We start from the raw sequence: 15,199 nt of genomic DNA on the forward strand, positions 1-15,199 counted from the left end.
TCGAGAGTTCCCCTGCCGTGAAACCAGTCCCTCTTGTCAGCATCGCCATCCCCGCCTTCAATCCGCAGTTCTTTCAGGCGGCGTTGCAAAGCGCGCTGAATCAAACCTACAGCAACCTCGAAGTGATTGTCTGCGACGACAGTGTCGGCGACGAAATCCGCCAGATCGTCGAGGATTGTGAGGTGCCGCAGTCGATCCGGTTACGTTATGTACGCAATGATCGACGCTTGGGGTTTCAGGGTAACCTCATGGCTTGCGCACAAGAGGCCAGCGGCGATTATCTGAAGCTGCTGTGCGACGACGATCAACTGTTGCCTGAGTGCATCAAGCAGCAGATCGAAGGTTTTATCGATCGTGATGATGTGAATCTGGTCATCGCCCAGCGACAGTTTTGCGACGGCGATTACATCCTGTTGTCCGAGCGGCTGGAAAACTGCTGTTTTTCTACTGGCATCACGCTGTTCAAGGGTGAGGATCTGTTGGGGATTCTGGAAAGCACCCTGGTCAACTTCCTCAGCGGTTTGAGCGGGGCGCTGCTGCGTACCCGTCATGCGCTGGAGTATTTGCCGGCGTTGACCCAGGTCGGTGAAGGTTTCGTGGCTCGCCTGGACTTCGCCTTGTTTGCCTGTTTGTTACGTCGCGGCAATCTGGTTGTCGTCAGTCAGGTTCTGAGTCTCGAGCGCCTGCACCCGGCGCGATTGAGTAATCAGCCACATGTCAGGAATGCGCTGGCGACAGAGCTCGACTGGCTCAAACAGATGCTTGCATTGCGCAGTGGCGAGCCGGCACCTGCACCAGGCTGGGTGCGCTATATGGCTCTGGCCGATGCAGTCGATGGTCAGCCCTATGCCTGGGAAGAGTCGGGGTTGGGCCGATCCCTGAGTTTCATACACACCCTGGTGCTTTCCCGGGTGGGTGACGACTGCGACAGTTTTGTCGACCTGTATCGTGAATGGTTGTCTTGCCGCACATTGAACCCCGCTCAACAGCGTCTTTTGCCTGCCCGCCTGCAGGGGTGGGCCTGGCGTCCGCGGATTGTGCCGATCGTCATCGATAGCGAAGGTAATAGCGTAGCGCTGGAAGATACGCTCAAGAGTATTCGTCAGCAGGTTTATGCCGCCGAGCAGGTGGTGGTGATTTCCCGTTCGGAGCATGCGCCCTGCGAAGGTGTGCGTCATGTACGTTTGCAGGAAGAACCGGTCGCTCAGTTCAATCGACTGCTGAGGCAACTGGATGAGGCAGACTGGATCTATCTGGTCCGGGCGGGCGATCGTTTGAACGAGCTGGCCTTGTTGCTGCTGGCCGAGCGCATGGTCGAAATGCCGGACGTGCGCTGTCTCTATAGCGATGAGGGAGGGCTGCGCGATGAGGTGTCGATCGAGCCCGTGTTCAAGCCGGACTTCAATCTTGACTTGATGCGCAGTTACCCTTACATCGGCCGGGTCCTCGCTTTGCAGCGTCAGCGGGTGCTCGAGCTTGGTGGCATTGTTGCGGGCTACGACGAGCTCGGTGTTCACGATCTGGTCTGGCGTCTGGTGGAGAGCAATGGCCCGCACGCCATCGGCCATGTGAGCGAAGTGCTTGTGGAGTCTGCCTTGCGCCTGTCTCAGTGGCTCTCGCAACCCCAGGTCATCGAGCAGAATCCTCGGGTACTTGCCGCGCATCTACAGCGTATTGAGGCGCCACACCGCATCCGTAGCGGCAGTCTGGCGCTGATCAATCGTGTTGACTACCTCCATGACCAGCAGCCTCTTGTATCGATCATCATCTCCACCAGGGACCAGATCGGTTCTTTGCAGCGCTGTGTTGAAAGTCTGTTGGAAAAAACGGCCTATTCGCGTTACGAGATTTTGATTGCCGATAACGCCAGCATTGCCGCAGATGCCTGTAGCTGGCTGGCGGCCATGGAGCAAATGGGCAGCGACAAACTGCGAGTGCTGCGCTGTGACTATGGCGACAACCAGGCAGCGGTGCATAACTTCGCCGCGGCCCAGGCGCGGGGCGACTATCTGCTGTTGCTCAGCCCCCACAACATCATCGTCAATGCCGACTGGCTGGACGAGTTGCTGAATCACGGCCTGCGCCCAGAGGTCGGTGTAGTTGGCGGGCGGATGCTGAGTCCGCAGGGCCGGATCGAGGGTTCGGCACTGGTTCTGGGGTTGCGGGGGGCCATTGGTGTCCCCAATCGCGGAGAGTTGCTCAACGCCCCTGGCTATATGCAGCGTCAGCAAACCGTACAGAACTTCAGTGCGGTAGGCGTCGATTGTCTCCTGGTACGCAAGCAGGTTTTCGACGATTTGCAGGGGTTGGACGAACAACATTTGGCCCAGGCGCTTAATGGTCCTGATTTTTGTCTGCGTGTGCGGCAGGCCGGCTACCTGGTGGTATGGACGCCATACGCCGAGCTGGTGCAGGCGATCCCGGCCTCCACTGTCGGGCCTGCACCCAAAGTGCTGCAGGCTGAGCAGAAACACTTCTACCGGAACTGGTTGCCCCTGGTTGCCAGGGATCCGGCGTATAACCGGAACCTGAGTCTGGGCACCAGCAATTTCAGTCTGGAGCCTGGGTTCAAGGACGGGTGGGATCCCTTCACCCGTCAGCCCCTGCCCAAGATCCTGGCGATTCCGATCAACGCCACGGCGGTGGGGCATTATCGGGTCAGCCAGCCGTTCCTCGAGCTGGAGGCGGCGGGGCGAGTGGTAGGGCATATGACCTACCATACGCCGACGGACATTGAACTTGAGCGGTGCTCGCCCGACGTGATCATCCTGCAGGGGCGCTACAGCCAAGGGGCTGTCGATGAGGTCGAGCGAATCAAAAACTGTTCGCAAGCCTTCCGGATTTTTGAGCTCGACGATTACGTGATCGATGTGCCGAAAAAGAACGCACACATCCGCAAGGCCGAAGTGGGTGTCGACAAACTGGTGCGGCGTGGTGTCGGATTGTGTGATCGGGTCGTGGTATCGACTCAGCCGCTGGCGGATGCCTTGCGTGACATGCATCACGACATTCGGGTGGTGCCGAACATGCTTGCACCGCATCTGTGGACGGGGCTCACCAGTCATCGACGTACTTCGCGCAAACCCCGCGTAGGCTGGGGTGGCGGCACCAGTCATGACGGTGACCTGGCAATTATTGCGGATGTGGTGCGCCTGCTTGCCGATGAAGTCGAATGGGTATTTTTCGGAATGTGCCCCGAGGCGCTACGGCCATTTGTGCACGAGTTTCACACGGGCGTCGCTCTTGAGGCTTACCCCGCCAAACTGGCCAGCCTGAACCTCGACCTGGCACTGGCTCCTCTGGAGTTCCACATCTTCAACGACTGCAAGAGCAACCTGCGTCTGCTGGAGTACGGCGCCTGCGGTTACCCGGTGATTTGCACCGACACCGAGGCCTATCGCGGTTATCTGCCGTGTACCAAAGTCGTGAGTAACAGTACCGAGGAGTGGCTTGAGGCAATCCGCATGCACCTGTCCGACCCTGATGCGAGCTACCGCATGGGCGATGCGCTGCGCGAAGAAGTGCTGCGCGATTACATGCTCAAGGGCAATAACCTCAACTACTGGGCCGAGGGTTGGTTACCGAACTGATTGAATCTGGATGTACAGCTGCAAGCGGTCTTGGGCCCGCTTTACGCTTAGGGACGAACCCGGTGTGCATGATCCGGATTCGTCCCTTTTTTGTGCCTTCTATCTGGATTCATGAGCTGGCGCGTTTCCTGCAAGTCCTCCTCATATCGCCATAAAACGAGCGCTTGCGGCCGGTACGCCAGCGCCTGACACGGCAGAGCGTTTTAGCCAGACAGCCCGAAAAAGCTTGAAACAGCTTGGCCGAGCTCTGTGAAGAACAAGAGGGGAGACGATGAAGGCAGTAATTCTGGCGGGTGGCCTGGGCACGCGCATCAGCGAAGAATCGCACCTGAAGCCCAAGCCGATGATCGAGATCGGTGGCAAGCCAATTCTTTGGCACATCATGAAACAGTACTCCGCCCACGGGATTCATGACTTCGTGATCTGCCTTGGCTACAAGGGCTATGCGATCAAGGACTTCTTCGCCAACTACTTCCTGCACACCTCCGACGTCACCTTCGACATGTGCAACAACCGTATGGACGTTCACCAGAATTACAGTGAGCCGTGGCGCGTCACGCTGATCGACACCGGTGAGGAAACCATGACTGGTGGTCGTTTGCGACGGGCCGGCCGCTATCTGGAAAACGAAGAAGCGTTCTGCTTTACCTACGGCGACGGCGTGTCTGACTTGAACATCAGCGCCCTGGTGGACTTTCACCTTTCCCACGGCAAGCTTGCCACGGTCACGGCGGTCCAGCCGCCTGGTCGTTATGGCGCCCTGGAGCGCGAAGGTTATCTGGTTCGCGGTTTCACTGAAAAACCTCGTGGGGACGGTGGCTGGATCAATGGTGGTTTCTTTGTGCTGTCGCCTAAGGTGCTGCCGCTGATTACCGCGGATGAGACGGTTTGGGAGTCCGAACCTTTGACCGGCCTGGCCAGCGATGGCCAGCTTGCTGCTTTCCAGCACGATGGCTTTTGGCATCCGATGGACACCCTGCGCGACAAGAATCACCTTGAGGCGCTGTGGCAGAGCGGGGAGGCCCCATGGAAGCAATGGGACTGAGTCCGCAATTCTGGCGCGGCAAACGGGTGCTGCTGACCGGCCACACCGGTTTCAAGGGCAGCTGGTTGACGTTGTGGCTGCAAAGCCTCGGGGCCGAGGTCAGCGGGTTTTCGCTCGATCCATCCACCGAGCCGAGCCTGTTCGATCTGGCGCGGGTGTACGAAGGCATCAATGATCAACGCGGCGACCTGCGTGACCTCGGCGCATTGCTGGAACTGATCGCCGAAACCCAGCCGGAAATCGTCCTGCACCTGGCGGCCCAACCGCTGGTGCGCGAAGGCTATCGCGATCCGCTCGGCACCTATTCCAGTAACGTCATGGGCACGCTCAATCTGCTCGAAGCGATCCGCCAGGTCGGCGGCGTGCGCGCCTGTGTGTTGGTGACCACCGACAAGGTCTACGCCAACAAGGAATGGCTGTGGCCGTACCGCGAAGACGAAGCCTTGGGCGGTCACGATCCTTACAGTAGCAGCAAGGCTTGCTGCGAATTGTTGGCGCAGTCTTACGCCGCATCGTTTTTCCCGGCCGACAAGTACGCCGAGCATGGCTTGGCGTTGGCCACCGCGCGTGCCGGCAACGTGTTGGGCGGTGGCGACTTCGCGCCGGAACGCCTGATTCCAGATGTGCTCAAGGCCTGGTCGGCCGACCAACCGGTAACCCTGCGCTACCCGCAGGCCGTGCGCCCCTGGCAGCACGCTCTTGAACCTTTGGCGGGTTACCTGCAACTCGCCGCAGGCCTCTATGAGCAAGGCCCGCAGTTTGCCGGCGCGTGGAACTTTGGCCCGAGCGAAGCGGACATGTGCAGCGTCGGCGAAGTGGTCGAGTTGCTTGCCAGCCGCTGGCCGCAAGCACGCGGATTGCGCATTGAACCGAGTGATTTGCATGAGGCCGGTCTGCTGCGCCTGGACAGCAGTCGCGCCCGTCAACTGTTGGCCTGGCAACCGCGCTGGTCGTTGCAGCAGTGCCTGACCCAGACCCTCGATTGGCACCTGGCGTGGCAGAACGGTGATGACATGCGTGAAATCACCCTGCGTCAGTTGAACCTGTATCGAGGCGCGCTGTGAGCGAGTTTTTATTGAAGACCTTGCCGCTGGCCGGACTGTTCAGCGTGCAGCACAAACGCTTCGAAGATGATCGCGGGCACTTCGCCCGGTTGTTTTGCGAAGGCAGCCTGAGCGCTTTCGGCCAGCCGTTTCATATCCGCCAGATCAACCACTCCTGCACCCGTGAGCGGGGCAGTGTGCGCGGTCTGCATTTTCAAAATTCCAATGCGCCGGAAGCCAAGTTGATTACCTGCCTGCGCGGCGAGGTCTGGGATGTGGCGGTGGACTTGCGCCCCGATTCCGAAACCTTTCTGCACTGGCACGCCGAGCACCTGAAGGCCGGTGACGGTCGCAGCCTGCTGATCCCGGCCGGGTTCGCCCACGGCTTCCAGACGCTGACCGATGACGCCGAATTGCTCTACCTGCACAGCGCCGATTACACGCCTGCGCACGAGGGCGGGTTGTCGGTGAACGATCCACGGCTGGCGATTGCCTGGCCGTTGCCTGTCAATAATCTGTCGGCCAGGGACTCCAGCCATCCCTTGATCGATGAACACTTCGCTGGAGTGCGTCTATGAACTGCCGTGGTTGCGGTACTCCTCTGGCCTTGCCGCTGATCGATCTCGGCACCTCGCCGCCATCCAACGCCTATGTGCACGCCGATCGCCTGGAACAAGCCGAGCAATGGGTACCATTGAAGGTCGCGGTGTGTCAGCAGTGCTGGCTGGTGCAGACCGAGGATTACACCAGCGCCGACAGCCTGTTCGATGCCGAGTATGCGTATTTCAGTTCGTTCTCCAGTACCTGGCTGGCCCATGCCGAGCGCTATGTCGCGGAGATGGTCGAACGCTTCGGCCTGACGGCCGACAGTCGCGTGGTGGAAATCGCCGCCAACGACGGTTACCTGTTGCAGTACGTCGCCGGGCGCGGCATCCCTTGCCTGGGTGTTGAACCGACCCGTAGCACCGCGCAAGCAGCGCGGGAAAAAGGCCTGGAGATTCGCGAACTGTTCTTCGGTCGCGACACCGCCGCGCAACTGAAAAACCAAGGCTGGGCCGCCGACCTGATGGCCGCCAACAACGTGTTGGCGCATGTGCCGGACATTAATGATTTCCTCGGTGGTTTCTCCACCTTGCTCAAGCCGACCGGTGTGGCGACGTTCGAGTTTCCGCAACTGCTGACGTTGATGGCCGGGCAGCAATTCGACACGCTGTATCACGAGCACTATTCCTACCTGTCCCTGACCGCCGTGCAGACCTTGTGCGAGCGCAATGGGCTGGAAGTGTTCGATGTCAGTCTGCTGAGCACTCACGGTGGATCACTGCGGGTATTCGTGCAGCGTAAGGACGGTGAGCGCCGCGTGGTGCAACCGACCGTGCAGCAACAATTACAGGCTGAGCTGGATGCCGGGGTGAAAACGCCCGAGTACTACGCGACTCTCGCGCCCGCCGCTGAACGTATCAAGCACGAACTGCTGCGTTTCCTGCTGCAAGCCAAGGCCGACGGCAAGCGCGTGGTCGGTTATGGCGCGGCAGCCAAGGGCAACACCTTGCTCAACTACGCAGGGGTCAAACCGGACCTGTTGGCCTGGGTGGCCGATGCCAACCCGCACAAGCAGGGCAAGTATTTGCCGGGCAGTCGAATCCCGGTGGTTTCGCCCGACCGCATCGATCTTGAAAAACCCGACTACATCCTGGTTTTGCCCTGGAACCTGTTGACTGAAATCACCCAACAATTCGCCTCGGTCAAAGTGTGGGGCGCGCGGTTTGTTGTCGCCGTTCCGGAGTTGAGCATTCAATGAGCAGAATTCATTACACCAAGCCGAGCGTGGGCGAGTTGGAAGCCCGGTATGCCCTGGACGCCGTTCAGAACGGTTGGGGCGCACGTTGCTACGAATATCTGACGCGTTTCGAGCATGGTTTTGCCGAGCATCTTGGCGCCACCTACGCCATCGCGACCTCCAGCTGTACTGGCGCCTTGCACATGGGGATGGCGGCGTTGGACATTGGTGCTGGCGATGAGGTGATCCTGGGCAACACTAACTGGATCGCGTCGGCGGCGCCCATTACCTACCTGGGTGCCACGCCGGTGTTCGTCGATGTTCTGGCGGATAGCTGGTGCCTGGACCCGGAGCAGGTCAGGTGTGCAATTACCCCGCGAACCAAAGCCATTCTCGCAGTGCACCTCTACGGTAACCTGTGTGATATGGACGCCTTGCTGGCGATCGGTCGGGAACACAATATTCCGGTGATCGAAGACGCCGCTGAGGCCATCGGCTCGCAATGGCGTGGTCGGGCGGCCGGTTCTCTAGGCGCATTCGGTGCGTTCTCGTTTCATGGCACCAAGACCATGACCACCGGCGAGGGCGGGATTTTCGTCACCTCGGACAAAGCCTTGTACGAGCGCGTCCTGACCTTATCCAACCATGGCCGGGTCGCTGGCAGCACCAAACAGTTCTGGCCGGAGTTCATCGGCTTCAAATACAAGATGAGCAACCTGCAGGCCGCCGTCGGTTGCGCTCAGGTCGAGCGTATCGATGAGCTGATCAGTCGCAAGCGTGAGATTTTCGCCAATTACGCCCGCGCCCTGACATTACTGCCGGGTGTTTCCCTGAACCCTGAGCCTGAGCACTCGCGTAACGGCTACTGGATGCCGACAGTGGTGTTCGATGCCGAGACCGGGATTCGCCGGGATGAGTTGATCGCCGCTTTCCAGGCTGCCGATATCGATGCCAGGGTGTTCTTCTGGCCGTTGTCGTCGTTGCCGATGTTCAGCGAACACTCTGTCGACACACCGGTGGCTTTCGCCTTGCCGGAGCGCGCATTCAACCTGCCGAGTTATCACGATATGACCGACGCCGATCAGCAACGAGTGGTGGATGTCGTGCGTGCCCTGCTCGCAAAAAGGCAGCTGTCGTGAAGATTTATTTGCTGGGCGCGGCCAACCCCGAAGCGGTGCGCATGCTTCACGCGGTGAAGCGCAGCACCCCCAACGTCGAATTCGCCTTTCTGGATAACGACCCGAGCAAGCAGGGCACGCTGTTTTATGGGGTACCGGTGATCGGCGGCTCGGATCGGGTGAGCGAACTCAAAGGGCCTCAGGCGCGCTTCGTGAACCTGATCACCGGCAGTACCCGGCTGCGCTACGAGACCACCCGCCAACTGGTCGAGGCCGGCGCCACTCTGGGCCAATTCGTTCACCCGGGTATCGACCTGACCATGATTCGCATGGGGCAGGGCAGTTATCTACAGGAAGGCGTGCTCATGCAGGCCGAAGTAACGCTGGGCGACAACACCAGCATCAGTGCCGGCAGCGTGGTGGGGCATGAAGGACGGATTGGCCACTCGGTTTTCATGGCACCTGGGGTGTGTATCGCCGGTTGCGTGGAAATCGGCGACGGGACATTTATCGGTACCAACGCCACCATCCTGCCGCGCCTGCGCATCGGTCGCTGGGTCACCATCGGCGCCGGCGCCGTTGTCACCAAAGATGTTCCGGATTATTCGGTCGTGGCGGGCAATCCCGCCAGGATCATCAAGACCAACGCGGTGCCTTACCCCGACGGTAAGGTATTCAAGTAAGCCGTTTCCCTATTTTTTGGAGAGTTGCGATGAATCCCCATGAGCAGTTTCGTGAAGAAGTAAAAGGCAACATCGAAGGTTTGAAGAAAGACAAAGCGCTGCAGGCCGAGTCCCTGGACTGGGTCGGCACCACGGCCAAACACAAGTACACCTACAACTTCAGCTGGATGGGCCGCCCGATCATTCAGTTCCCCCAGGACATGGTGGCCATGCAGGAAATCATCTGGAACTTGCGCCCGGATGTGATCGTGGAAACCGGGATCGCCCACGGCGGGTCGTTGGTGTTTTACGCCTCGATGCTGGAGCTGATCGGCCATGGTGAAGTACTGGGTGTCGACATCGATATTCGCCAGCACAACCGCGAAGCGATCGAAGCCCATCCGATGAGCAAACGAATCCAGATGATTCAGGGTTCGAGCATCGACACCGCGATCGTCGATCAGGTGCGCGAGCGCATTCAGGGCAAGAAAGTGCTGGTGGTGCTGGACTCCAATCACACCCATCAACACGTGCTGGAAGAGTTGCGCCTGTATGCACCGATGGTCTCGGTCGGCAGCTACTGCGTGGTCATGGATACGGTGGTCGAAGACATGCCGGAAGACGCCTTTCCGGACCGTCCATGGGGCAAGGGTGATAACCCTAAAACCGCCGTTTGGGCGTACCTGGAAGAAAACCGGGATTTCGAGATCGATCAGGCGATTCACAGCAAACTGCTGATCACCGTTGCGCCGGATGGCTACCTGCGCCGGGTGCGTTAAACGACAACTTCATTCAAGTGTTCATCAGGCAATAGGTCTGTGGCGGGGAAGGATATGCAAGGCATTTACGGTTCTGAAAACACGTTGCCCCTGAGTGAGCTGTTCACTCTGGTGCTGATTACGCACAATCGTCCGGCGTTTTTGCGCAGGGCGTTGCAGTTCTACAGCACGCTGCCTTGCAGGATTCTGGTCCTTGATTCGTCAGCCGTTGCTCTGGATGGCGCGGCGACGGTTGCAGACACCATCGACTATCGGCATTTGCCGCAGTTCGGCTACTGGGGCATCCAGGCCAAGCTGGTATACGGTGTCGAACAGGTCAGCACGCCGTACATGGTGTTCGCCTCCGACGATGATTTCCTGTTGCACGGTGCTCTCACCGAATCGGTGAACTTCCTCGAAGCCAACCCCGACTACGGTTTGTGCCACGGCTATTGCCTGATGTACCTGACCCACGCCAATTATGTGCAGTACTACCGTCGCGACAAGAAGGTGCAGGAGGATTACAACGCCGAGCAAGGCCAGGACCGTGTACTCGATTACATGGGGCAGTACATTCCGCCGTTCTATGCCGTGCATCGGACCTCGTTGTTGCGTGACTGGTACGAAGCGATGCCGGAAGGCACGATCTTCCAGTGGCAGGAAATCGGCCACGTGTACTACATGCTGGCACGGGCCAAGGCGCGAATTCTCCCGGCACCCTATGTGGTACGTGAAGTCAATTACGGGCGTTCGGACCACAACACCGAAATCATGACGACCTTGAGTTTCAAGGACGCCCGCTCTGTCGCCGAGCGCGAGCGCTTTGCCGGGTTCCTGTCATCGCTGCCGACGGGTATCACCGGTCTCGACCAACAGCAGACCGCCCAGTTGGCCCTGCAAAGCTTCGCCGCTTTGGCCGACAGCCTGACTGCCCGCAACGCGCTGACCATCGAACCGATATTCGAGTCTTACTGGACCGATCCGACGGTCGGCCCGAAGCGTGTCTTCGGCCCGGAGCAATACGTCGAGATGCCGTTCTACAACAGCGCCTTCTTCGAGCAACTGGCGGAGTGCGAGTTTCTGCTCCATGCAATGCCGGCCGGCCGTTTGCAACTCGAGGAAATGGAAGGGACATTGCTCAAGCAGCAGACACTGCAGCGTACTTACTCCAATGACAGTCCGGCGACGATCCAGACGCGCCTGCTTCAAGCCGTGGAACTCGGCGCCTTCAACCGTCGAGTCGTGCAAAAGCTCGCTCAGCAACTGGTGGACATGGGGGAAACGGCTGATGCCCAAGTGTTGGCCGATTGGGTGCAGCGCCTGGACAGTGTGCCGACCCACGATAGTCGTCAGTTGCTCGACACGATGCCGTCGGGACGTCTGCTCAACTGGTTGCAGGCACGGGAGCCAAATGAGACTGCGGTGAGGAAAATCAACCAGCATCTGGCAGCCAATGACGGTGGACCTCAGTTCGGCATTTTGTTGCTGGACCTGGACGCAGACATGGACAAGCTTCAGGCCAGCTTCGATAGTCTGATGGAGAGCGCGTTCCGGGCCTTCAAAGTGGTGGTCTTCACTACTGGCGATCTGCCGGCAGTCACCACCGAACAAAACACCCTGCATTTCGTCAAGGTCACCACGAGCAACTATGTCGATAAGCTGAACCAGATTGCTCGCCAGTCGACCTCGGACTGGTTGCTGCTGGCCGAGGCGGGCGACGAGTTCACCGCCGCGGGTCTGTTGCGTGCCAGCCTGGAGTTGCAGAACGCCGAGGGTTGCCGTGCGGTGGCGGTGGACGAGATTCATCGTCAGGCCAATGGCACGCTGGTCGATGTCTTCCGTCCCGCCTTCAACCTCGATTTGTTGCAGAGCCTGCCGGCGCTGACTGCGCGGCATTGGCTGATCCGGCGTGAGGTGTTGGTGGAAGTCGGTGGTTTCTCTCGTGAGTTCACTTCGGCGCTCGAGTTCGACCTGTTGCTGCGCCTGATCGAAGCCGGCGGCCTGGCCGGGCTCGCGCATCTGGCAGAGCCTTTGCTGATCACCCAGGCACCGCCGCCGGGGCCTATTGAACACGAACGCCAGACTCTGGTTCGTCATCTGGCGACCCGCGGATATCAGGCCCAGGTCAGTGCCGAAGCGTCGGGAGGCTACCGTATCGACTACCGTCACGCCGATCGTCCGAAGGTTTCGATCATCGTTCACAGCCAGGACAACCTGGAGTGTTTGCAGCGCTGCCTGGTCAGCGTGTTGCAACGCACGCGCTATCAGAACAATGAGATCGTGATCGTCGACAATCACAGCCAGTCCGCCGAACTGCTCGCCTGGCTGGAAAGCCTGGAGCAGAACGGTCGTGGCCGGGTTCGTCTGGTCAGGGCAGAGCAGCGTCTGAGCACTTCGGCACTACTTAACCTGGCTGTAGAACAGGCTCAGGGCGAATACCTGGTGCTGCTGGCGGCGGACGCCGAGGTCGTTAACGCCAACTGGATCGAGGCACTGCTTAACCAGGCGCAGCGTCCTGAGGTAGGAGTGGTCGGGGCCAAACTGGTGGATGCCAATGGCAATGTGACGGGGGCCGGTTTGATTCTGGGCCTCAATGGCGGGGTCGCTTCACCTTTCGCAGGCGAGAAAAAAGATGCCCAGGGCTACATGCGTCGCTTGGTCGTCGAACAGAACTATCAGGCTGTCTCTGGTGCTTGTCTGATGATTCGCAAGCAAGTGTTTGATGACGTCGGTGGATTGGACCAAGAGCATTTCGACGAGGCTTACGCCGATGTCGATCTGTGCCTGAAAGTTGCCGACGCAGGTTTGCTGACGGTCTGGACACCACAAGTGCAGATTACGCACCCCGGGACTTTGCCGGACAATCCGCAGGCGGCAGCTGCCCTGCGTGACAAGTGGCAGGCCCGTTTCGAGCAGGACTCAGCCTACAACCAGAACCTGGCCTTGACTGGCAAGGGCTTTACCCTCGGCGAACCGACCAGCATTGACTGGGCGCAGTTGCTCGCATAAGCCTGGCTGACAGGTAAAAGGACTCAAGGCATGTTCAACGGTAAATCGATTTTCATCTCTGGCGGCACCGGTTCGTTCGGGCGCAACTTCATCCGCCGCTTGCTGGAGCAATACCAGCCCAAGCGGGTGGTGGTGTTTTCCCGCGATGAGCTCAAGCAGTACGAGATGCAGCAGACGTTCAACGCGCCGTGCATGCGTTACTTCATCGGTGATGTGCGCGACGCCGACCGTTTGCGTCAGGCCATGCGCGGTATCGATTACGTGGTGCACGCCGCGGCGCTGAAGCAAGTGCCAGCGGCGGAATACAACCCCACCGAATGCATCCGCACCAACGTCAACGGCGCGGAAAACATCATTGCCGCGGCCATCGACAACGGCGTGAAAAAAGTTGTCGCGCTGTCCACCGACAAGGCTGCCAGCCCGATCAACTTGTACGGCGCGACCAAGCTGCTGTCGGATAAATTGTTCGTTGCTGCCAATAACATTGCCGGCGAACAACAGACCCGGTTTGCCGTGGTGCGCTATGGCAACGTCGCCGGCTCGCGGGGGTCGGTGGTGCCGTTCTTCAGCAAACTGATTGCCGAGGGCGCCAAAGAGCTGCCGATCACCGATGAGCGCATGACGCGGTTCTGGATCACCCTCGATCACGGCGTGAAGTTTGTGCTCGACAGCTTCGCCCGTATGCACGGTGGTGAAGTGTTTGTACCGAAGATCCCGTCGATTCGCATCGTCGATCTGGCGCAGGGCATGGCTGAGCATTTGCCGCACAAACACGTCGGCATTCGTCCGGGGGAAAAACTCCATGAGCTGATGGTGCCACTGGACGACGCGCGCATGACCCTGGAGTTCGACGATCACTACACCATTCAGCCGTCGATCCGTTTCACCAGCGTCGACGTGGATTTTGCCGTGGACAAACTGGGTGAGCAGGGCCGGCCGGTGGGCGAAGATTTCGAGTACCGTTCCGATACCAACCCGCACTTCCTGTCAGTCGGCCAGATCGCCGACCTGCACGCGGAACTGTCGGCATGATTCCCTACGGTCGGCAAAGCCTCGATCAGGCGGACATCGATGCGGTGGTCGCCGTGTTGCAGTCTGACTGGCTGACCCAAGGGCCGACCATCGAGCGTTTCGAACAGGCGATGGCCGAGCGGTGCCAGGCCGATTTCGCGGTGGCGGTGTGCAATGCCACTGCGGCGTTGCACATTGCCTGTCTCGCCGCGGGCCTGGGGCCGGGCGATCGGTTATGGACCACGCCGAACACCTTTCTGGCCTCGGCCAATTGCAGTCGTTACTGCGGCGCCGACGTCGATTTTGTCGACATTGACCCGCTGACCTGGAACCTCGATGCCTACACCTTGGCGTCGAAGTTGGAAATCGCCGAGCGCGACGGCAAGCTGCCGAAAGTGCTGGTGGCGGTAGCGTTCTCCGGGCAGAGCTGCGATATGCGCATGATCGCCGAACTGGCCGAGCGTTACGGTTTCACGGTGATCGAGGATGCCTCTCACGCGGTCGGCGCATCCTATGCCGGGCGCCCGGTGGGTTGCGGTGAGTTCGCGGCAATGACCGTGTTCAGTTTCCATCCGGTGAAGATCATTACCAGCGCCGAAGGCGGCATGGTGCTGACCAATCGCCCGGAACTGGCCGAGCGCTTGCAGCGCCTGCGCAGCCACGGCATGACTCGTGACCCGGAGCAGATGACCGAACCCAGCCACGGCCCGTGGTACTACCAGCAAGTGGAACTGGGCTTCAATTACCGGATCACTGACCTGCAAGCGGCCCTCGGTCTGTCGCAGCTGAACAAGCTCGATGGCTTTATCGAGCGCAGGCGCGAACTGGCGGCGCGTTACGACCGGTTGCTGGCGTACTTGCCGCTGACCTTGCCCAGCGCGCAGCCTGAGGCCGAATCGGCGTGGCATCTGTACGTGGTGCGCTTGCAGACGGAGCGGATCAACCTCAGTCATCGACAGGTGTTCGAAGGCTTGCGAGCAGCCGGTGTCGGGGTGAATCTGCACTATATTCCGCTGCACTTGCAGCCGTACTATCGCGACCTGGGTTTTGCCGTGGGTGATTTTCCCCAGGCCGAACGTTATTACGCCGAGGCCATCAGCCTGCCGCTGTTTCCTCTGCTGAGCGATGAACAACAGGACTATGTGGTCGAGCAATTGCGACGACTGATCCTTGAGGAGTAGTG

11 protein-coding genes are annotated in these 15,199 nt (G+C 59.6%); all 11 read left to right on the forward strand.

Annotated features, from left to right (window positions below; genetic code table 11):
• The first annotated feature begins 17 nt into the window (after window positions 1-17).
• The 11 genes from ACCC96_RS15095 to pseC all read left to right on the forward strand — a co-directional run bounded on the left by ACCC96_RS15095 (window position 18) and on the right by pseC (window position 15,197).
• Window positions 18-3,590 (forward strand): glycosyltransferase, encoded by a 3,573-nt coding sequence (locus tag ACCC96_RS15095; protein ID WP_413696213.1) that lies wholly within the window; start codon window positions 18-20, stop codon window positions 3,588-3,590.
• 271 nt (window positions 3,591-3,861) lie between these two features.
• On the forward strand, window positions 3,862-4,635 hold the full coding sequence (gene rfbF, locus ACCC96_RS15100; RefSeq protein WP_019648083.1) for a glucose-1-phosphate cytidylyltransferase: 774 nt from the start codon (window positions 3,862-3,864) through the stop codon (window positions 4,633-4,635).
• Window positions 4,617-5,699, forward strand: coding sequence for a CDP-glucose 4,6-dehydratase (rfbG, locus tag ACCC96_RS15105; protein ID WP_026345696.1), 1,083 nt, complete (start codon window positions 4,617-4,619; stop codon window positions 5,697-5,699). Before rfbF ends, rfbG begins: the two co-directional genes overlap by 19 nt.
• Complete coding sequence (locus ACCC96_RS15110; RefSeq protein WP_019648085.1) at window positions 5,696-6,256, forward strand: dTDP-4-dehydrorhamnose 3,5-epimerase; 561 nt, start codon at window positions 5,696-5,698, stop codon at window positions 6,254-6,256. Before rfbG ends, ACCC96_RS15110 begins: the two co-directional genes overlap by 4 nt.
• Complete coding sequence (locus ACCC96_RS15115; RefSeq protein ID WP_413696214.1) at window positions 6,253-7,479, forward strand: methyltransferase domain-containing protein; 1,227 nt, start codon at window positions 6,253-6,255, stop codon at window positions 7,477-7,479. The genes ACCC96_RS15110 and ACCC96_RS15115 overlap by 4 nt, the downstream gene beginning before the upstream one ends.
• The gene (locus ACCC96_RS15120; protein ID WP_413696215.1) at window positions 7,476-8,597 is read left to right on the forward strand and encodes a DegT/DnrJ/EryC1/StrS family aminotransferase; all 1,122 of its coding nucleotides are present in this window, start codon (window positions 7,476-7,478) and stop codon (window positions 8,595-8,597) included. Before ACCC96_RS15115 ends, ACCC96_RS15120 begins: the two co-directional genes overlap by 4 nt.
• Window positions 8,594-9,259: an acetyltransferase gene (locus ACCC96_RS15125; RefSeq protein ID WP_018925023.1), complete on the forward strand. Its 666-nt coding sequence runs from the start codon at window positions 8,594-8,596 to the stop codon at window positions 9,257-9,259. Before ACCC96_RS15120 ends, ACCC96_RS15125 begins: the two co-directional genes overlap by 4 nt.
• Before the next feature lie 29 nt (window positions 9,260-9,288).
• Window positions 9,289-10,017 carry a cephalosporin hydroxylase family protein gene (locus tag ACCC96_RS15130; protein ID WP_018925024.1) on the forward strand — a complete coding sequence of 243 codons (729 nt, stop codon included), beginning with the start codon at window positions 9,289-9,291 and terminating at the stop codon, window positions 10,015-10,017.
• A 54-nt stretch (window positions 10,018-10,071) separates the two neighbouring features.
• A complete protein-coding gene (locus ACCC96_RS15135; RefSeq protein ID WP_413696216.1) occupies window positions 10,072-13,005 on the forward strand; it encodes a TIGR00180 family glycosyltransferase in 2,934 nt (977 codons plus the stop codon).
• A 30-nt stretch (window positions 13,006-13,035) separates the two neighbouring features.
• Window positions 13,036-14,037 carry a UDP-N-acetylglucosamine 4,6-dehydratase (inverting) gene (gene pseB, locus ACCC96_RS15140; protein WP_019579558.1) on the forward strand — a complete coding sequence of 334 codons (1,002 nt, stop codon included), beginning with the start codon at window positions 13,036-13,038 and terminating at the stop codon, window positions 14,035-14,037.
• A complete protein-coding gene (gene pseC / locus ACCC96_RS15145) occupies window positions 14,034-15,197 on the forward strand; it encodes a UDP-4-amino-4,6-dideoxy-N-acetyl-beta-L-altrosamine transaminase (RefSeq protein WP_413696217.1) in 1,164 nt (387 codons plus the stop codon). Before pseB ends, pseC begins: the two co-directional genes overlap by 4 nt.
• Window positions 15,198-15,199 lie beyond the last annotated feature (2 nt).

The sequence above is a fragment of the Pseudomonas sp. Pseusp11 genome (genome assembly GCF_047304405.1).
In the GTDB taxonomy this organism is placed as follows: domain Bacteria; phylum Pseudomonadota; class Gammaproteobacteria; order Pseudomonadales; family Pseudomonadaceae; genus Aquipseudomonas.